Raw genomic sequence first — 18,115 nt, 5'->3', positions numbered from 1 at the left:
AACCATGAGTAAACTGATTTTCGGCTTTCACGCAGTCACCGCCCGTTTGCGTCACGAAGCTTCCAGTGTCGAAGAAATTTATGTCGACACGGCACGCCACGACCAGCGCATGAAAGACATGCTCAAGGCCGCCGCTGCCGTCAAGGTACGTGTCATCCAGGCCGATGACCAACGCCTGTCGAACATGGTCGGCACGCGCCGCCATCAGGGCGTGGTGGCCAAGGCCGGCGAAGTCTCGCTGGCGCGCAATCTCGATGAGCTGCTCGATGCGGTCGATGGTCCGCCGTTGTTGCTGGTGCTCGATGGCATTACCGATCCGCATAATCTCGGCGCCTGTTTGCGTGTCGCCGACGGCGCGGGGGCACATGCCGTGATCGCACCGAAAGACCGTGCCGTTGGGCTCAACGCGACGGCCGCCAAGGTCGCCAGTGGCGCAGCCGAAAGCGTGCCGTACATAACCGTCACCAATCTGGCGCGCACGCTGCGCGACCTGAAGGATCGCGGCATCTGGCTGATCGGCACCACCGAAGACGCCGAGCAGGGTCTGTATCAGGCCGACTTCAGCGGCCCGACCGCGTTGGTGATGGGTTCCGAAGGCGAGGGCATGCGCCGCCTGACCACCGAGGCGTGTGATTTCCTGGTGCACATCCCGATGTTCGGCGCAGTTGAAAGCCTCAACGTCTCGGTTGCCTCGGGCGTGTGCCTGTTCGAAGCGCGGCGCCAGCGACTGGCCAAGGCTTGACCGGCAACAGCGGCAGCGCAGCGAACCGGTTACCATAAGCGTCTTTGCCACGACGCCCCCTACTCATGTTCAGCCGCCTGCGGGAAGACATCGCCAATATCATCGAACGTGACCCTGCCGCGCGCAATGCGTGGGAGGTGGTCACGTGCTATCCCGGTTTTCAGGCCATCGTGCTGCATCGACTGGCGGGCTGGTTCTGGCGACATGACCTGAAGTGGATTGGCCGCTTCATCTCCTATCTGACACGTATTTTTACCGCCATTGAAATCCATCCCGGCGCAACCATCGGGCGTCGCGTGTTCATTGATCATGGCTTCGGCGTGGTGATTGGCGAGACCGCCGAAGTCGGTGACGATTGCACCATTTATCAGGGCGTCACGTTGGGCGGGACCTCCCTCAACAAGGGCACGAAGCGCCATCCGACACTCGGAACCGGCGTCATTATTGGCGCTGGCGCCAAGGTACTGGGTGGGTTCACCATCGGTGCTGGGGCCAAGGTCGGCTCGAATGCCGTGGTGGTCAAGGAAGTACCGGCCGGCGCGACGGCCGTAGGCAATCCGGCGCGCATCGTCCAGAAAGACAACGGCAACCCGAAAGACGCGGTGGCGGCGCGCATGTTCGCCGCTTATGGCGTGATGCCCGGCGGCGATGATCCGCTCTCGAAAGCCTTGCACGGCCTGATCGATAACGCCGCCACGCAGGAACAGCAAATCGAAAAAATTCTGGCCGCGCTCAAGTGCTCGGGTATTGGCTGCGAGACGCTGCCGGAGCTGGACAAGTTTGATCCGGCTTCCTTGAATCGGCTGGTGCAATAACATGATGCCGACCGATCCGACAGTCGCAACGGGCGACGATATCCTCGACCAGATTGAACTGCGCGTGCTGGCAGTGCTGGCCGAAAAGGAAGCGCTGACGCCCGACACCTATCCACTCTCGATCAACGCGCTGACCAACGGCTGCAATCAGTTGTCGAGTCGTGATCCGGTCATGACGCTCACTGATGTCGAGGTGCAGGATGCCCTGCAACGCCTGGTGCAGCGCAAGCTGGCGGCCGAAGTCAGCCAGGCCGGAGCGCGCGTTGCCAAGTACGAGCACCGCATGCGGCTGAAGTGGACGCTGGAGCAGGACAAGCTGGCCGTACTGGTGACGTTGATGCTGCGTGGCGTGCAGACGGTCGGCGAGATTCGCGCACGCAGCGAACGGTTGCACGCGTTTGCGTCGATCGAACAGGTCGAAAACAGTCTGCAATTCCTGATCGATAAATATCCACCGCTGGTGACCCGGCTCGCGCGCACGCCCGGCACCAAGGAATCGCGCTATGCGCATCTGCTTGGCGGCGAAGTCGCGGGTGCGGCGTCGGACGATGCGACGGTTCCCGCCGCCAGGACAGAAGGCCGGGTCGATCGCGTCACCCAGCTGGAAATCGAGGTGGCACGCCTGCAGGAAAAGCTCGACGCGCTGTCGGCGCAATTTGCCCAGTTCCGCAAACAATTCGAGTAACCCGCTGGGCGCCAGCGGCGCTTCAGGTATCACCCGCACGACAACCAACTGGCTCCGCCCTGCTGCGCTGAATGGTGCTATCGTCATCCTCACCGATTTCGCACCATGCTTATGCGAAAAAATCCGTTCCCCTGCATCGATTCTCAGGCCAGTATTGCCGGCCTACGCTGCGCGTCTCGCGTGGCATGGGGGTAACTCGAGGAGTTGACTGCACCATGTCCGAACTATCCCAACCTGCAGTACTGTCGTTGATTGGCAATACCCCGCTGGTCTAGGTAAGCAGACTGGACACGGGGCTCTGTCAGTTGTTCCTGAAGCTGGAATCGCAGAACCCGGGCGGCTCGATCAAGGACCGCATTGGTCTGTCGATGATCGAAGCGGCCGAAGCCGACGGCCGGCTGCAACCGGGCGGCGTGGTGGTCGAAGCTACCGCCGGCAATACCGGACTGGGACTGGCACTGGTGGCGCGCACCAAAGGCTATCGGGTAGTGCTGGTGGTGCCGGATAAAATGTCGACCGAGAAAATCCTGCACCTGAAGGCGCTGGGCGCCGAAGTGCACCTGACCCGGTCCGATGTCGGCAAGGGACATCCGGCGTATTACCAGGATCTCGCGGCGCGTCTGGCGTCCGAAATTCCCGGCGCTTTCTTTGCCGACCAGTTCAATAATCCCGCCAATCCGCTGGCCCACGAGCGCAGCACCGGTCCAGAAATCTGGCAGCAGATGGAGCACAAGCTTGACGCCATCGTGCTCGGTGTCGGCTCGTCCGGCACCCTGACTGGACTGACCCGGTACTTCCGCACGGTGGCTCCTGACGTGGCGTTCGTGCTGGCCGATCCGAAAGGATCGATCCTGACCGAATATGTCGAGACCGGCCATGTCGCCAGCACCAGCGGTTCGTGGGCGGTCGAAGGCATCGGCGAAGATTTCATTCCGTCGATTGCCGACTTTGGCAGCGTGCGCCGCGCCTTCACCATCAGCGATGACGAGAGTTTCGCGATGGCGCGCACGCTGCTGCGCACCGAAGGGATTCTGGGCGGCTCATCGACCGGCACGTTGCTGGCGGCGGCGCTCAAGTACTGCCGCGAACAAACCACGCCCAAGCGCGTCGTCACCTTTGTGTGCGACACCGGTACGCGCTATTTGTCGAAACTGTATAACGACGGCTGGATGGTCGATCAGGGCTTGCTGCAGCGGCCGGCATTTGACGATCTGCGCGACTTCATTGGCCGTCGCTACGCCGACGGCGATGTGGTCAGCGTGCTGCCCACGGATACCCTGATGACGGCGTTCAGCCGCATGCGCAGCACCGACCTGTCGCAGTTGCCGGTGATCGAGGATGGGCAACTGGTCGGCATTCTGGATGAATCGGATTTGCTGTTGCACGTCGCTGCCGAGACCGACGGATTTCATGCGCTGGTCGGCGCCACGATGACCAGCGCAATCGAAACGCTGCGTCCCGACGCCACCCTGGCGCAACTGCATCAAACGCTGGATCGCGGCCTGATCGCCGTGATCGCCGAGGGCCAGACCTTCCATGGACTGATTACCCGCTTCGACCTGATCAATCATTTACGCAGGACACTCTCATGACCAAGACCACCGAACCGCAGGACCACTTCGCCACGCGCGTCATTCACGCCGGCCAGACGCCCGATCCGACCACCGGCGCGATCATGCCGCCGATTTACGCCACCTCGACCTATGTGCAACAGAGTCCGGGCGTGCACAAGGGCTTTGACTATGGCCGCTCGCACAATCCGACCCGTTTTGCGCTGGAACGCTGCGTGGCCGATCTGGAGGGCGGCGCGCAAGCCTTTGCGTTTGCCTCCGGACTGGCGGCGATTGCCACCGTGCTGGAGATCGCCGATGCCGGCGCCCACATCGTCGCCGGTGATGACATGTATGGCGGTTCCTACCGCCTGTTCGAGCGCGTGCGCCGGCGCAGTGCCGGACTCGAATTCAGCTACGTTGACATGATCGATCCGGCGCAATTGCTGGCGGCGCTGCGACCCGAGACGCGCATGGTGTGGGTCGAGACACCCACCAACCCGATGCTCAAGCTGGCCGATCTGCAAGCGATCGGCAAGATCTGCCGCGAGCGCGGCATCATCGCCGTGGCTGACAATACCTTTGCCAGTCCCTTCGTGCAGCGGCCGCTGGAGCACGGTTTCGATATCGTCGTGCACTCGATGACCAAGTACCTGAACGGCCATTCCGACATCATCGGCGGCATCGCGATTGTCGGCGGCGAAGCGCATCAGGCGCCGTGGCGCGAGCAGCTCGGCTTCCTGCAGAATTCGGTGGGCGCCATCGCCGGACCGTTCGACAGCTTTCTGGCGCTGCGCGGCATCAAGACGCTGGCGCTGCGCTGCGAACGGCACAACGCCAACGGACTCGATCTGGCGCGCTGGCTGGAGCAGCAACCCGAAGTCGGCAAGGTGTTCTATCCGGGCCTCGAATCGCACCCGCAACACGCGCTGGCGCGGCGTCAGATGAACGGATACGGCGGCATCATCTCCGCGCAACTCAATACTGATCTGGCCGGCGCGCGCCGCTTTCTGGAGCACTGCCGCATCTTTGCGCTGGCCGAAAGCCTGGGCGGCGTCGAAAGCCTGATCGAGCATCCGGCCATCATGACGCATGCGACCATCACGGCCGAACAGCGTGCCCGTCTCGGGATTACCGATGGGCTGGTGCGGCTATCGGTCGGGGTCGAAAATGTCGAGGACTTGCGCCGCGACTTGCGGCGTGCGCTGGATGCGATCTGATCGGATGGGGCAGGGCGGTCAGGCAGGGGTACCGTCGGCGTCATGACTGAGAATGCGGCCGCTGGCATCGATCGCGAGCCAGCCGCCGCGCCTGGGCAATGCCTCGCAATCCCAATCCGGCAACACATGGCGGATGCGCTGCTGATTGCCCACCTGCGTGACGTGGGTGGCGGGGCGATGGGTGTGCCCGTGGATCATGATGGTGGCGTCGCTGGCGTCAAATAGTGCTGCGATCGCGGCCGGGTTGACGTCCATGATCTCGGCGCTTTTTGCATGCTGCGCGGCGCGGCTTTGTACCCGCATGTTGTCGATGATCGCCTTGCGTTGCACCAGCGGCATGGCCAGAAAGTCACGCTGCCAGTCGGCATGGCGTACCTGATTGCGAAAGGCGATGTAGGCGGTGTCGTCGGTGCATTGGGCATCGCCGTGCGCCAGCACGATGCGCTGCCCGGCAAGCTGCACCACCGTGCCGTCGTCGAGCAGGGTTGCGCCAGTGGCCGCGGCAAAGCCGGCGCCCACCAGAAAATCGCGATTGCCGGCGATCCAGAAAACGGCCGTGCCGGCGTCGCTCACAGCGCGCAACGCAGCGACTACCTGCGCGTGCAGCGGCGCGTCGAGATCGTCGTCACCGGCCCAATATTCGAACAGGTCGCCGAGCACATACAGCTGCTGTGCATGGCGCGCGTGCTGTTGCAGAAAGTGCAGGAACGCCGCCGTCGTGGCCGGCATCGATTCCTGCAAATGCACATCGGATACAAAAAGCGCAACCGGTTGTGGTTGCGCCTGTTGTCCCTGTTGGGAGCGGGTCATGCTGCCGTCGTGATCAGACGACCGTGACCTTTTCGATCACGACATTCTCGACCGGGACATCGGCGAACATGCCGGTGCGGGTGGTCTTGACTGCCTTGATCTTGTCGACCACATCGAAACCGTCGACCACTTTGGCGAACACGCAATAGCCCCAGCCGTCTTGGCCCGGATAGTCGAGAAAGCTGTTGTTCTTGATGTTGATGAAGAATTGCGCCGACGCCGAATGCGGCTCCGAAGTACGCGCCATGGCAACCGTGTACTCGGCATTTTTCAGGCCGTTCTTGGCTTCGTTTTCAATCGGGTCCCTGGTCGGCTTCTGTTTCATGCCAGGCTCGAAACCGCCGCCCTGGATCATGAAGCCATCGATGACGCGATGAAAAATCGTACCTTCGTAATGCCCGGCGTTGACATAGGCCAGGAAGTTTTCGACGGTCTTCGGTGCTTTTTCAGCGTCGAGTTCCAGTTTGATGTCGCCGTGATTGGTGGTGATGATGACTGCCATGGTATGCCTCGTTAGGTATCGAAATGGGTTGAAAAAAATTATTTGGTCAGCGTCGCGTTTTCAATCACGATCGGTGTTTGTGGCACGTTCTGAAATGGCCCTGCGTTTTTGGTCGGCACCAGGCGGATCTTGTCGACCACATCCTGGCCGGCGATGACCTTGCCGAACACCGCGTAACCGGCGCCGTCACGGCCCGGATAGTCGAGCATGCCGTTGTTGTTGACGTTGATGAAGAACTGCGCAGTGGCTGAATCCGGATCGCCGGTGCGTGCCATGGCGACCGTATAGGCCTCGTTCTTCAGGCCGTTGCTGGCCTCATTCCTGATCGGTGCACTGGTCGGCTTTTGCACCATGTTCTTGTCGAAGCCACCGCCCTGGATCATGAAGCCGTCGATGACGCGATGAAAAATCGTACCCTTGTAATGGCCGCTCTTGACGTACTTCAGGAAGTTGTCGACGGATTTTGGCGCCTTGTCGGCATCGAGTTCCAGCACGATATCGCCCATGCTGGTTTTCAGCAGGACATGCGGGGCGTCGGCAGCGAATGCACCGACGCTGCCGGCAGCGAGTGCGAGACCTGCGATCAGGCGGGCGAATTGACGACGTGTATTTTGCATTGCGACTCCGTTAGAGATTGCCTTCATAGACGATTTTCCAGGCCTTGCCTTCCTTTTGCCAATACTGCCGGGTGCGGGTCTGGAAGTGGCGCTTGTCAAAGCTGCCTTCCTGCGTGAAGGTGCTGACGATCAGGTCATTGCGGCCCGGATACGCGAACATCGTCACATCCTGCAGCTTGATGGCAATTGCCTTCACGCCAGCGACCGCTTGCTGATGCTTGGCAATCCAGGCGCTCAGGTCTTCACCCAGGCCGGACTTGAAATTCACCGAGTAGTTATTGACGAAGCGCGTCGGATTCAGGCTTTCCAGATCATGACGCCAGGCCTCGAGCAGGCTGTCTGCCGCTTCGCGCTCGCCGGCCCAGGTTTTCCTGTTGACGAATTCTACCTGTTCGGCGATGACAACCGGCGTGCGTCCGACTTCGACCGACGCAAACAGCTTCTCCAGATCGGGATTGGTCAGCACCACGCAGCCGTCGGAAGCCAGCGGTGGCCTGCTGTAACTGCCGGACGGCGTGCCGTGCAGCCAGATGCCGGAGCCACTGCGGCCGTTGACCCGATCCCATTCGTTCGGATAATTGATCGGCAAGGCCCCGGCGCCATAGAAATCGGGCAGCCGCGAACGCGCCAGGTGGCTGGTGATGTAGTAGACCCCGATCGGCGTTTTCTGGTCGCCTTCCTTGATCTTGTTGATGCCCAGCTTGCCCTGCGTAATGTAGTAATCGGTCAGCAGCTTGAGCTGACCATGCAGATGCTGGTACACATACAGGCGCGAGCGCCTGGCGTCGACCACCAGTGCAATGCGTTGATCGTCGCGCAGTTTCAGGAAGGCGCGTGGGATCAAGTCCGGGTCAGGGCGCTCGCGCAACGATTTCAAGCGGACCATGGCTTCTTCGCGCAGATCGGCGAGCCGTTCGGCGTTGCCATTTGAGCCGCTGCCGAGGCCGGCGATCGGCCGTCCGTGCATCAGCAGCAGATCGCCGCGAATCAGCTGGCCAAGCGAAAAATTCGGATAAGCCTCGACCAGTGCGTCGGCCTTGCCTTGCGCTGCACGCAGATTATTGCTGGCCAGATCCTTGTAGATCGCGATCAGCATGGCATCGGGATCAGGCTTGCCGGCAGCGCTGCGCACCAGCGGCGCCGGCGCCGCTGCACGCAGCGACGCACACGCCGACAGTGCAACGATACCCATGATTCCGGAAGAGAGAATGCGCACGACGAACCCGGCCGTCGTGCGTCTTGTTAGCGCGAAACCGAACATCAGCTGCCTGTTCGCTCCTGCTTTATGAGCCATTTACCCGCCTGTTTCGACAGCACCAGAGTTTTTGGCGCACTCGAATGCAATTGGTTCGCATCGTATTGTTGACGGAATTTTACGGTGGCCGTGTCGCCGTCGACAGTCACCTTGGGCGACTGGATCTTGACGCTGATGCTGCCCTTGCCTTCGATCCGCGCGCGCCGTTCTTCCGCCCAGGCCTTGCGGGACTGATTGCCGGCCGGAGCAAAATCACTGGCATAAAAATTGAGATAGCCTGGCACGTCCTTGGCGCTCCATGCCTTGGCCCAGGCATTGACGACGGCGACGACGTCCTCATGCTCGACGGGAGCCGGCGCTGGCTTGGCGGCAGGTTTTTCCTCGACTGCCAGTTCGGCTTTCGGCTTGGGTTCGGCCTTCGGTTTCGGTTCCGGTTTTGGCTCCGGCTTTGGCGCTTCCGCCTTCGGTGCCTCGACCTTCGGTTTCACTTCCGGTTTGGGTGCTTCCACCTTCGGCACCTCAGCCTTGGCCACGACTGCCACTGGCGCCGGCTTGGCCGCCACCACTGGTACTGCTGCGCCCGTCTTCGGATTGACCGTGCCGCCGGCATTGCCGACCAGCGTGCGCACCATCGTCAGCTTCGATTTTGCGCTGGTGTTGCCGGAATCCAGTTGCAGCGCCTTGTCATACGCCTGGCTGGCCAGCTTGGCATACACATCGCCAAGATTCTCATGCGCGGTGGCGTAGGTCGGGTTCGTGCGAATGGCCATTTCAAGCGCGGCACGGGCCTTGTCGTACTGGCCACTGGAGGCAAACAGCACAGCCAGGTTGTTGTATGGCTCCGGCAGTTCCGGAAAATCTTCGGTCAGTTTGGTGAAGACGGCAATGGCTTCCTGCGGCTTGTTTTGTTCGGTCAGGATCACGCCCTTAAGGAAGCGCATCTGCTTGTCGCGCGGCGACTGGACCAGCGTCGCGTCGACTTTTGTCAGGGCATCTGCGAACTGTCCGGCGCGGATCAGTGCCGTAATGTCGGACAGGTTGTCGGCAAAAGCCGGCGCGGAAAAAAGCAGTGCAGAGAGCACCGAAAGGGCAAACTGTTTGCCCCGCAGTGACGCGGAGCTGGTGCGAATTTGAAAGCTGGAGGAGGTTGGCATGGATTTCATCAATGTTATACTTCGGCCAAAAGCAACATACTATCAAAGTTAAAAGAAAAAATGGATTTTGCTGAGCACGTTGCGCGATTGTGCACAGGGCGTCCGATGCCATGGCGCCACCTGATAATTGCATCGCCAGCCGGGCGCCGTATCTGCGCAGTGTCTGATTAACCGAACCGAAAATTCCCGCATGCATTCCCTGAAAATCTACAACACGCTGGCGCGTGAGAAGCAACTGTTTTCGCCGATCGAGCCCGGTCATGTTCGCATGTACGTTTGCGGCATGACGATCTATGACTATTGCCACATCGGTCACGGCCGCATGATGATGGCGTTCGACATCGTGTATCGTTGGCTGCGCGCCAGCGGCTATCAGGTCACTTATGTCCGCAATATTACCGACATCGACGACAAGATCATCAAGCGCGCCGTCGAGAATGGCGAATCGATCTCCTCACTGACGCAGCGCTTCATCGGCTACATGGCCGAAGACACCGAAGCACTCGGTATTTTGCCACCAACCCACGCCCCCAGGGCGACCGAATATGTGCCGCAGATGCTGGCGCTGATCGGCCAGCTTGAGCACAACGGACTGGCCTACCAGGACAGCGATGGCGACGTGAATTATTCGGTGCGTGATTTTCCGGGCTACGGAAAACTGTCCGGGAAATCGCTCGACGATCTGCGTGCCGGCGAGCGTGTCGACGTCAATGTCGGCAAGCGCGACCCGCTCGATTTTGTGCTCTGGAAGGCCGCCAAGGAGAGTGAGCCGGAAGAGGTCAAATGGCCGTCGGCGTGGGGACGCGGCCGTCCGGGCTGGCACATCGAGTGTTCGGCGATGGCGTGCGCCTTGCTGGGTGAGCAATTCGACATCCACGGCGGCGGCACCGATCTGCAATTTCCGCATCACGAAAATGAAATCGCGCAGTCCGAGGGCGCCAACGGCAAGCCGTTCGTGAATTACTGGCTGCATAACGGTCATGTGCGTATCGACAATGAAAAAATGTCCAAGTCGCTGGGCAATTTCTTCCTGATTCGCGATGTGCTGGCGAAATACGACGCGGAAGTACTGCGCTTTTTCATGCTGCGCGCGCACTATCGCAGCCCGCTCAATTACTCGGACAAGCATCTTGACGATGCCCGCACGGCGCTGGCGCGGCTGTACACCTCGCTCAAGGATGTGAGCGTGCCGGACCTGCCGCTCGACTGGAACAGTCCGTGGCCGCAGCGCTTCGCCGAAGCCATGAATGACGATTTCAATACCCCGCTGGCAATTGCCGTGCTGTTCGATCTGGCCAACGAAATCAATCGCACGCGTGCGCCGGAACTGGCCGCCCAGCTGGTCGCCCTGGGTGGCGTCATCGGTCTGCTCGAGCGTAGCCCGCAGGCATTCCTGCAGGGTGCGCATGGCAGCGCCGAGGCACCTGACGATAGCCTGATCGATGAGAAAATTGATGCCAGAAACGCGGCGAAAAAAGCCAAGGATTTTGTCGAGGCCGATCGGCTGCGCGATGAGTTGCTGGCCGCTGGCATTCTGCTGGAAGACAAACCCGGGTTCGTTACCGAGTGGCGCAGGGCCTGAGCCGGATGGTCAAGCTGATTCACGGCGATACGCCGCTGCGCCTGCCACCGTATTGGGAAGACGCGAAAGCCGAACTCATGAAGCGTGACCGCATCATGCGCAAGATCATTCCGCAATTCGGCAACCTGCAATTGACCGGGCGCAGCGAGCCGTTCGTGACGCTGGCGCGCTCGATCATCGGACAGCAGATCTCGGTCAAGTCGGCCGAGGCGGCCTGGCAGCGCTTCCTGCTGGTTTGCCCGCGCAGCACGCCGGCGCAGGTCCTGAAGGCGGGTGCGCTGACACTGGCGGCGTGCGGCCTGTCCAAGCGCAAGGTGGATTACCTGCTGGACCTGGCCGAGCACTTCAAGGCAAAACGGGTGCATGCTGATAAATGGGCCACGATGGAAGACGAGGCAGTCATCGCCGAGTTGATCCAGATTCGCGGCATCGGCCGCTGGACAGCGGAAATGTTCCTGATCTTTAATTTGCTGCGCCCTGATATCCTGCCGCTGGATGACGTTGGACTGCTCAACAGTATCAGCCTGAATTATTTTTCCGGCGAGCCGGTGTCGCGCAGTGATGTGCGCGAAGTCGCGGCGAACTGGGAGCCATGGCGCACGGTCGCGACCTGGTATTTATGGCGTAGTCTGGAACCGTTGCCGGTAGAATACTGATTTTCCGAATCTGAACCGGCCAGTCCACCGGTCGCTTCACCGCGTGATGAAACAGAAGGAAGCACGATGACAAAAACAACTTTTCTTGCATTTGAGCAGCCGATCGCCGAACTGGATTCGAAGATCGACGAACTGCGCTTTGTGCAGGATGATTCCGCGGTCGACATTTCCGAAGAAATCGAGCGCCTGTCCAAAAAAAGCCAGCAGCTGACCAAGGATATCTACGCCAAGCTCACGCCGTGGCAGGTCTCGCAAATCGCGCGCCATCCGCAGCGACCGTACACGATGGACTACGTCAACGAGATCTTCACGGATTTCCACGAACTGCACGGTGACCGCAGCTACGCCGACGACCTGTCGATCATCGGTGGCCTGGCGCGTTTCAACGGTCAGGCCTGCATGGTGATCGGGCATCAAAAAGGGCGCGACACGAAAGAACGCGCACTGCGCAATTTCGGCATGCCCAAGCCCGAAGGCTATCGCAAGGCGCTGCGCCTGATGAAGGTCGCCGAAAAGTTCGGCCTGCCGATCTTCACGTTTGTGGATACGCCCGGTGCGTTTCCCGGTATCGATGCCGAAGAGCGCGGCCAGTCCGAAGCGATCGGCCACAACCTGTATGCGATGGCAGAGCTGAAAGTGCCATTGATCGCCACCATCATTGGCGAGGGCGGCTCGGGCGGCGCGCTGGCCATTGCAGTCGGTGACGCGGTGCTCATGCTGCAGTACGCCACCTACTCGGTGATCTCGCCGGAAGGCTGTGCCTCGATTCTCTGGAAAACCGCCGAGCGTGCCTCGGATGCGGCTGAGGCACTGGGTCTGACCGCGCATCGCCTGAAGGCGATCAACCTGATCGACAAGATCGTCAATGAACCGCTGGGCGGCGCGCATCGCGATCCCAAGCTGATGGCGTCGATGTTGAAGCGGGCACTGGCCGACACGCTGCGCCAGTTCAATGGCGTCAAGACCAAGGATCTGCTGACTGCGCGGCACGACAAGTTGCTCAGCTACGGCAAGTTCAAGGAAATTACCCCGCCAGAATAAGGTTGTTGAAGTCTTGAAAAACCAGCAGATCATTGGCGTCCAGGACGCCTACGAACGCGCGCTTGCAGCAATTCTGGCGCGCGTTTGCGTTTCCGGAGAGGCCATCGCGATTGCCTACAGCGGCGGGCTGGATTCGTCGGCGCTCCTGCATCTGGCGCACCGCGCCGCGCAACAAAGCGGCGCGCGCCTGTTTGCCTTCCACATCCATCACGGCCTGAGCGATAGTGCGGACGACTGGCTTGCGCATTGCGCGCAGGAGTGCGAGCGGCTGGGTATTGTCTTTGCGGCGCAGCGCGTGGCGCTCAGCGGCATCGATGCCGCCGGTGTCGAGGCGGCCGCACGCGCCAGCCGTTATGCCGCGCTAGGGGCGCTGTGCCGCGCGCACGCGGTGCCCTTGCTGCTGACCGCGCACCATCAGAACGACCAGGCGGAGACCGTCTTGCTGCAGCTGTTGCGCGGCTCCGGGATTGCCGGTTTGTCCGGCATGGACAGCGTCAACCACGCCCACGACCTGCTTGGGGATGCCAACCTGTTGATGGCGCGGCCGTTGCTGCAGCTGACACGACGCGAGCTGGCCGCCTTCGTCGCCGACGCCGCCATCAGCCATGTCGATGATGCGTCCAATTCCGATACCCGCTATGCCCGCAATGCCTTGCGCCACACCGTAATGCCGGCGCTGGCCGACGCCTTCCCGGGCTTCGCGCAGCGGTTGGCACGCACCGCCGGGCACGCACAGGCCGCGCAACGGCTGCTCATTGAACTCGCCGCCCAGGACCTGGCTCTATGCGCCGCTGGCGAGGCACTCGACATCGGCCGCCTCAAGACACTCAGCGGCGATCGTGCCGACAACCTGCTGCGTTACTGGTTTGGCTTGCGCGGCGTGCGCATGCCGTCGACCTCCTGGCTGCGCGAAATGCGTTCGCAACTGTTTGACGCCAAGCCCGATGCGCAGTTGTGCGTCACGCATGCCGATTGCGATATCCGACGTCATCGCGACCAGGTGTTCATCACGCCGCGCCGTGCGGTCGTCGATCCGGACGACGAGGAAGAAGCGCCCGTGATTGCCTTCCGCTGGCAGGGCGAGCCGGAACTGGCGTTCCCGCTGTTTGGCGGCAAGCTGCGGTTTGCCGTGGCCGGGCAGGGCGTTTCGGCAGCGTGGTTGCGCGAACAGGCCTTGTCGATCGGGTTGCGCAGTGGCGGCGAACGCCTGAAGCCGGCAGCCAATCGTCCCACCCGCGCGCTCAAGTACCACTATCAATCCGGCAATGTGCCCGCTTGGGAACGCCAGCGGCTGCCGTTGGTCAAGATGGGCAAGCGGCTGTTGTTTGCCGCCGGCATTGGCATGGATTGCCACCATCTGAGCTTGCTGGACGAGGACCGCATTGCGATCGAATGGGTCTTCGACAGCGCCTGATTCTTGCGAAATTGCAAACCCGATGACGACTTCAGCGCTTGTCATTTTGCGCTGCAGCATGTACAGTCTCTGGCTGATTTTCACTCGTTTTTTCAACACAAGCAGCCCATTTCCACTATTCCTATGGCATTAATCGTTCATAAATACGGCGGCACCTCGATGGGCTCGACCGAGCGCATCAAAACTGTCGCTCGCCGCGTCGCCAAATGGCATGACGCCGGTTATCAAATCGTGGTGGTGCCTTCGGCGATGTCGGGCGAGACCAACCGGTTGCTCGGGTTGGCAAAGGAGCTGATGCCGCAGCCCGATCCGCGCGAACTGGACATGCTGGCCTCGACCGGCGAGCAGGTCTCGGTGGCATTGCTGGCGATGGCGCTCAAGGCCATTGGCAAGGACGCCGTGTCCTACGCCGGCTGGCAGGTCGCGATCAAGACCGATTCGGCGTTTACCAAGGCGCGTATCGAATCGATTGACGATGCCAAGGTGCGCAAGGATCTCGACGCCGGGCGTATCGTCATCATCACCGGCTTCCAGGGTGTCGACGGCGACGGCAACATTGCCACGCTCGGACGCGGCGGCTCGGACACCTCGGCAGTTGCGGTGGCCGTGGCAATGAAGGCGCAGGAATGCCTGATCTTCACTGACGTCGATGGTGTGTACACGACCGACCCGCGCGTGGTCTCGGAAGCGCGCAAGCTCAACACCGTGACGTTCGAAGAAATGCTGGAAATGGCCTCGCTCGGTTCGAAGGTGCTGCAGATTCGTTCGGTTGAATTTGCCGGCAATTACAAGATGCCCACGCGCGTCCTGTCCTCCATGACCGACCCGATGCTGCCGTTGGACATAGAAGCCCGTTCGGGCACCCTGATTTCGTTTGAGGAAGACACCAACATGGAACAAGCCGCCATCACCGGCATCGCCTTTAACCGCGATGAAGCCAAGATCACCGTGCTGGGCGTGCCAGACCGTCCCGGCATCGCCTTTCAGATCCTTGGCCCGATTGCCGACGCCAATATCGAAGTCGACATGATCATCCAGAATCAGTCAGTCGATGGCAAGACCGATTTCACCTTCACCGTGCCACGCGGCGAATACGCCAAATCCATGGAAGTGCTGACCGAACAGGTCAAGGGTCACATCGGTGCCACCAGCATCGCCGGCGACGCCAAGGTGTCGAAAGTGTCGGTGGTTGGCGTGGGCATGCGCAGTCACGTGGGGATCGCATCGCAGATGTTCCGTACGCTGTCGGAAGAGGGGATCAATATCCTGATGATTTCGACCTCAGAGATCAAGATCTCCGTGCTGATCGATGAAAAATACATGGAACTGGCAGTGCGCGCGTTACACAAGGCGTTCGATCTCGAGAACGCCTGATTGACAATCGACCATGGTGGCGAAATGTTGCTGCCGCGGTCGAATCCCTGATTGACCATCCCGCCACGAAAAGCTATGATGCGTGGCCTTACTGTGGCGGGGTTGTCGACCGTCCTACGTGTGGAGACGTGGCCGAGTGGTCGAAGGCACTCCCCTGCTAAGGGAGCATATGGCTTAAAACCGTATCAAGGGTTCGAATCCCTTCGTCTCCGCCAGATATATCACAAACGCTAGCAAGGTTTGATCAAGAAGCCCCAGAGAATCAATTGTCTGGGGTTTTTTTTTGGTCTGACGAAATGCTCGCCCCTTCGCTTGCGGGGCACTGCGATGCTGCGGCGCCGGCAGCCATCACCGGCTGCGATCAGGGGATTAACTTCTCGCTGCGCAATTGCGCAAACAGGTCAAAAAACGATGCATCGGTCGCCTGGTAGTGCGCGAAGCCCAGCTTCCTGCTCCTGGCCATGTCAGTCATCACTTCGATCGGGCGGCTCAGGTCCAGATCGGTGTGCCATGGCGATGCCAGCCGGCTCAGGTCTGCTTCCACCAGGCCATGACGCTGTGCGATGTCACGCCAGACCGGAGCGTCGTTGGCCATCATCGCTTCGAGTGGCTGCACGGTACCGTTAAAACCAGCGGCCTGTACGCCAAACCAGTCGGCCAGTCTGCCCCACAACCAACTCCAGCGGAACAGGTCGCCATTGACGATATTGAATGCCGTGTTGGAGGCGGCATCGGTATCGGCAGCCCAGACCAGTTGCCTGGCCAGTGCGCGCGCGTCAGTCACGTCTGACAGGCCGTGCCATTGCGCGGCCGATCCGGGAAACTGGAAGGGCCGTCCGGTCTCCTTGCACAGCGATGCATAGACCGCCAGCGTGGTCCCCAGATTCATTGCGTTGCCCACTGCCATGCCGATGACGGTATGCGGGCGGTGCACGCTCCAGGTAAAGCGATCGCGTTCAGCCGCAGCGTAGACTTCATCTTCCTGCGCGTAATAAAAATTCTCGATCGGCAGGCGCGGCTGTGTTTCCCGCAGTGGCGTGTCCGGCAGGGTGCCAGAGGTGGCGTAGGCGTCGAACGGGCCGAGATAATGCTTCAGGCCCGTTACTAGTGCGACGTGGCGCACCGTACCCGATGCCGATACAGCCGCGAGCACGTTGCGCACCATGGCGCCGTTGACCCGGATGTTCTCGGCTTCGGTCGCATTGCGCATCCAGGTAGTGATAAATAAGTGCGTTGGCCGCACACCGGCCAGCGCGGTTGCCAGGCTGGCAGGGTCCAGCAGGTCTGCCGCGACGGGATGCAGGCCATCGACATCCTGTTTGGGATGGCGCGCCAGCCCATGGACCTGCCAACCGTTCGCCAGCAATTCGAGGGCAACGTGGCTGCCGGCAATGCCGCTTGCACCAACGACCAAAGCGATTCTTTGCATCATGTTCCTTTGTTGATCCAACGGACCGGGCTTGCGTCGGAGCCGACGCGAGCCGCGGCCGATGGTTTATTTTGCCAGTCGGGCATGTTGTGGAAACAGCGGCTTGCGCGCGTCGTCATCCATCTCGGCCTTGAAACTGAAATCGGCCCCCCTCAAGAAACAGGGCAACCTTCATGGGATTCGGTGAAGGATGAAAATGGAATTGGATCATGCGCAGGTCCACTGCCAATGACATCGCGGCCAGCGCAACGATGTCGTGCTGAAATTAAGAGGGCGATCATACAGCGATTGGCGAAAGCGGTATGGCTGGCCCGGAGCCAGCCAGCTGCCATTTCAGGCGTTGCGAGAGTCGCTTTTGGCAACGCCATCAATCGTTTCAACATCGCGCATGCGCCATGCGGTTGGCGACGCACCGACAACAATCTTGAAGGCCCGCAGAAAACCGGCCTGACTGGAATACCCGACCCGCTCGGCAACCAGTTTCAGCGAAACGCCGTCGCGGATCAGTGCCTGCGCCAGCGTCATGCGCCAGCGTGTGAGGTAATTGCCCGGGGAATAGCCCACCGCACTTTTGAACGTGCCGGCAAAACTGCTGCGCGACATGCCAGCCAGTTCTGCCAATGCATCCAGCGACCATTCCCGCGCTGGCTCCGCATGCATTGCCGTGAGCGCCTTGCTTAATTGTGGATGAACGAGGCTGCGAAACATGCCTGGCTCGGCATCCTGCTGCGCCAGGGCGACCCGCAGTACATCAATCAGCAAGACTTCAAACAGGCGGTCGAGCACATCCTGGCGGCCTGGTTTTTCGGCGAAGGCCTCGCCGAACAGAATGCCAAGTAACGCATCGGCGCCCTGCAAACTACTGAGCGGACATTGAAACCGGGCCGGCAATGCGAGCGAAATAGGATTGAAAGCCGCATGGTCAAAACGCATGGAGGCGCACACCAGATCGGCGCCGTCGTTTGCGGCGGGAAGAAACCGGTGCTGCAGCGGGCGTGAATAAAAAAGCAGGGTGGGCTCGGTCAGCGTGGTCGCATAGCCCGTCGCATCCTGCAAGCTGACGCTGCCGGCACGCAGCAGATGCAGGAAGCCGGTGCCCTGGTCATCGCTGAACGTGACGTCGTCGCATAGATTTCCCGAGAAAAAAAGCCGTGCATGGGCTTTGAAATGGGTGAGAAGCGGGGCAAGGGGATCAGGAGTCATTTGGACGATTCGCATCTAAATTTAGATTATTCATGATCAAAATGATGCCACCATACCGCACGTGGG

The 18,115-nt window shown here is 60.7% G+C and carries 17 protein-coding genes and 1 tRNA gene; 11 read left to right on the top strand and 7 right to left on the bottom strand.

Annotation, left to right across the window (positions count from 1 at the left end):
• The first annotated feature begins 4 nt into the window (after positions 1–4).
• The 5 genes from rlmB (at position 5) to RCH09_RS12970 (ending at position 5,012) form a co-directional block, all read left to right on the top strand.
• Positions 5–742: a 23S rRNA (guanosine(2251)-2'-O)-methyltransferase RlmB gene (gene rlmB / locus RCH09_RS12990; protein WP_326941531.1), complete on the top strand. Its 738-nt coding sequence runs from the start codon at positions 5–7 to the stop codon at positions 740–742.
• Between the two features lie 65 nt (positions 743–807).
• Complete coding sequence (cysE, locus tag RCH09_RS12985; RefSeq protein ID WP_326941530.1) at positions 808–1,557, top strand: serine O-acetyltransferase; 750 nt, start codon at positions 808–810, stop codon at positions 1,555–1,557.
• A gap of 4 nt (positions 1,558–1,561) precedes the next feature.
• Positions 1,562–2,242: a YceH family protein gene (locus RCH09_RS12980; RefSeq protein WP_442785036.1), complete on the top strand. Its 681-nt coding sequence runs from the start codon at positions 1,562–1,564 to the stop codon at positions 2,240–2,242.
• Positions 2,243–2,526: 284 nt separating this feature from the next.
• A complete protein-coding gene (locus RCH09_RS12975) occupies positions 2,527–3,834 on the top strand; it encodes a pyridoxal-phosphate dependent enzyme (protein ID WP_326941562.1) in 1,308 nt (435 codons plus the stop codon).
• Positions 3,831–5,012, top strand: a complete 1,182-nt coding sequence (locus RCH09_RS12970) for a trans-sulfuration enzyme family protein (protein ID WP_326941528.1) — start codon at positions 3,831–3,833, stop codon at positions 5,010–5,012. The genes RCH09_RS12975 and RCH09_RS12970 overlap by 4 nt, the downstream gene beginning before the upstream one ends.
• Positions 5,013–5,030: 18 nt before the next feature.
• On the opposite strand, the gene RCH09_RS12965 is transcribed toward RCH09_RS12970, so the two are convergent.
• The 5 genes from RCH09_RS12965 to RCH09_RS12945 are packed head-to-tail and all read right to left on the bottom strand — an operon-like array spanning position 5,031 to position 9,350.
• The gene (locus tag RCH09_RS12965) at positions 5,031–5,822 is read right to left on the bottom strand and encodes a UDP-2,3-diacylglucosamine diphosphatase (RefSeq protein ID WP_326941527.1); all 792 of its coding nucleotides are present in this window, start codon (positions 5,820–5,822) and stop codon (positions 5,031–5,033) included.
• Between the two features lie 13 nt (positions 5,823–5,835).
• Complete coding sequence (locus RCH09_RS12960; RefSeq protein WP_326941526.1) at positions 5,836–6,324, bottom strand: peptidylprolyl isomerase; 489 nt, start codon at positions 6,322–6,324, stop codon at positions 5,836–5,838.
• Positions 6,325–6,362: 38 nt separating this feature from the next.
• Complete coding sequence (locus RCH09_RS12955; protein ID WP_326941525.1) at positions 6,363–6,941, bottom strand: peptidylprolyl isomerase; 579 nt, start codon at positions 6,939–6,941, stop codon at positions 6,363–6,365.
• 10 nt (positions 6,942–6,951) lie between these two features.
• Entirely contained in the window at positions 6,952–8,235 is a 1,284-nt protein-coding gene (locus tag RCH09_RS12950; protein WP_326941524.1) for a L,D-transpeptidase family protein, read from the bottom strand.
• The gene (locus RCH09_RS12945; protein ID WP_326941523.1) at positions 8,202–9,350 is read right to left on the bottom strand and encodes a nuclear transport factor 2 family protein; all 1,149 of its coding nucleotides are present in this window, start codon (positions 9,348–9,350) and stop codon (positions 8,202–8,204) included. The genes RCH09_RS12950 and RCH09_RS12945 overlap by 34 nt, the downstream gene beginning before the upstream one ends.
• A 190-nt stretch (positions 9,351–9,540) precedes the next feature.
• On the opposite strand from RCH09_RS12945, the gene cysS reads away from it, so the two are divergent.
• From cysS to RCH09_RS12915, 6 genes are all read left to right on the top strand, one after another.
• On the top strand, positions 9,541–10,932 hold the full coding sequence (cysS, locus tag RCH09_RS12940; protein ID WP_326941522.1) for a cysteine--tRNA ligase: 1,392 nt from the start codon (positions 9,541–9,543) through the stop codon (positions 10,930–10,932).
• Between the two features lie 5 nt (positions 10,933–10,937).
• A complete protein-coding gene (locus RCH09_RS12935; RefSeq protein WP_326941521.1) occupies positions 10,938–11,588 on the top strand; it encodes a DNA-3-methyladenine glycosylase family protein in 651 nt (216 codons plus the stop codon).
• A 66-nt stretch (positions 11,589–11,654) separates the two neighbouring features.
• A complete protein-coding gene (locus RCH09_RS12930) occupies positions 11,655–12,629 on the top strand; it encodes an acetyl-CoA carboxylase carboxyltransferase subunit alpha (protein ID WP_326941520.1) in 975 nt (324 codons plus the stop codon).
• 13 nt (positions 12,630–12,642) lie between these two features.
• Positions 12,643–14,043: a tRNA lysidine(34) synthetase TilS gene (gene tilS, locus RCH09_RS12925; protein WP_326941519.1), complete on the top strand. Its 1,401-nt coding sequence runs from the start codon at positions 12,643–12,645 to the stop codon at positions 14,041–14,043.
• 123 nt (positions 14,044–14,166) lie between these two features.
• The gene (locus tag RCH09_RS12920; RefSeq protein ID WP_326941518.1) at positions 14,167–15,417 is read left to right on the top strand and encodes an aspartate kinase; all 1,251 of its coding nucleotides are present in this window, start codon (positions 14,167–14,169) and stop codon (positions 15,415–15,417) included.
• 122 nt (positions 15,418–15,539) lie between these two features.
• Positions 15,540–15,632, top strand: a tRNA-Ser gene (locus RCH09_RS12915).
• A 146-nt stretch (positions 15,633–15,778) separates the two neighbouring features.
• On the opposite strand, the gene RCH09_RS12910 is transcribed toward RCH09_RS12915, so the two are convergent.
• Both RCH09_RS12910 and RCH09_RS12905 read right to left on the bottom strand, forming a co-directional pair.
• Positions 15,779–16,846 carry an SDR family oxidoreductase gene (locus RCH09_RS12910; protein WP_326941517.1) on the bottom strand — a complete coding sequence of 356 codons (1,068 nt, stop codon included), beginning with the start codon at positions 16,844–16,846 and terminating at the stop codon, positions 15,779–15,781.
• A 333-nt stretch (positions 16,847–17,179) separates the two neighbouring features.
• Positions 17,180–18,049, bottom strand: a complete 870-nt coding sequence (locus RCH09_RS12905; protein WP_326941516.1) for an AraC family transcriptional regulator — start codon at positions 18,047–18,049, stop codon at positions 17,180–17,182.
• Positions 18,050–18,115: the final 66 nt, after the last annotated feature.

This window comes from Actimicrobium sp. GrIS 1.19, from assembly GCF_035984655.1.
Taxonomy (GTDB): Bacteria; Pseudomonadota; Gammaproteobacteria; order Burkholderiales; family Burkholderiaceae_D; genus Actimicrobium.
Note: the sequence above shows the minus strand (reverse complement) of the source record. Positions and strands in the feature narration are given on the sequence as shown.

What these genes read in the sequence shown, in the direction of transcription:
- rlmB (WP_326941531.1), top strand. Translation starts at nt 5, where the DNA reads ATGAGTAAACTGATTTTCGGCTTTCACGCAGTCACCGCCCGTTTGCGT.
- cysE (WP_326941530.1), top strand. Translation starts at nt 808, where the DNA reads ATGTTCAGCCGCCTGCGGGAAGACATCGCCAATATCATCGAACGTGAC.
- RCH09_RS12980 (WP_442785036.1), top strand. Translation starts at nt 1,562, where the DNA reads ATGCCGACCGATCCGACAGTCGCAACGGGCGACGATATCCTCGACCAG.
- RCH09_RS12970 (WP_326941528.1), top strand. Translation starts at nt 3,831, where the DNA reads ATGACCAAGACCACCGAACCGCAGGACCACTTCGCCACGCGCGTCATT.
- RCH09_RS12965 (WP_326941527.1), bottom strand. Translation starts at nt 5,822, where the DNA reads ATGACCCGCTCCCAACAGGGACAACAGGCGCAACCACAACCGGTTGCG.
- RCH09_RS12960 (WP_326941526.1), bottom strand. Translation starts at nt 6,324, where the DNA reads ATGGCAGTCATCATCACCACCAATCACGGCGACATCAAACTGGAACTC.
- RCH09_RS12955 (WP_326941525.1), bottom strand. Translation starts at nt 6,941, where the DNA reads ATGCAAAATACACGTCGTCAATTCGCCCGCCTGATCGCAGGTCTCGCA.
- RCH09_RS12950 (WP_326941524.1), bottom strand. Translation starts at nt 8,235, where the DNA reads ATGGCTCATAAAGCAGGAGCGAACAGGCAGCTGATGTTCGGTTTCGCG.
- RCH09_RS12945 (WP_326941523.1), bottom strand. Translation starts at nt 9,350, where the DNA reads ATGCCAACCTCCTCCAGCTTTCAAATTCGCACCAGCTCCGCGTCACTG.
- cysS (WP_326941522.1), top strand. Translation starts at nt 9,541, where the DNA reads ATGCATTCCCTGAAAATCTACAACACGCTGGCGCGTGAGAAGCAACTG.
- RCH09_RS12935 (WP_326941521.1), top strand. Translation starts at nt 10,938, where the DNA reads ATGGTCAAGCTGATTCACGGCGATACGCCGCTGCGCCTGCCACCGTAT.
- RCH09_RS12930 (WP_326941520.1), top strand. Translation starts at nt 11,655, where the DNA reads ATGACAAAAACAACTTTTCTTGCATTTGAGCAGCCGATCGCCGAACTG.
- RCH09_RS12920 (WP_326941518.1), top strand. Translation starts at nt 14,167, where the DNA reads ATGGCATTAATCGTTCATAAATACGGCGGCACCTCGATGGGCTCGACC.
- RCH09_RS12910 (WP_326941517.1), bottom strand. Translation starts at nt 16,846, where the DNA reads ATGCAAAGAATCGCTTTGGTCGTTGGTGCAAGCGGCATTGCCGGCAGC.
- RCH09_RS12905 (WP_326941516.1), bottom strand. Translation starts at nt 18,049, where the DNA reads ATGACTCCTGATCCCCTTGCCCCGCTTCTCACCCATTTCAAAGCCCAT.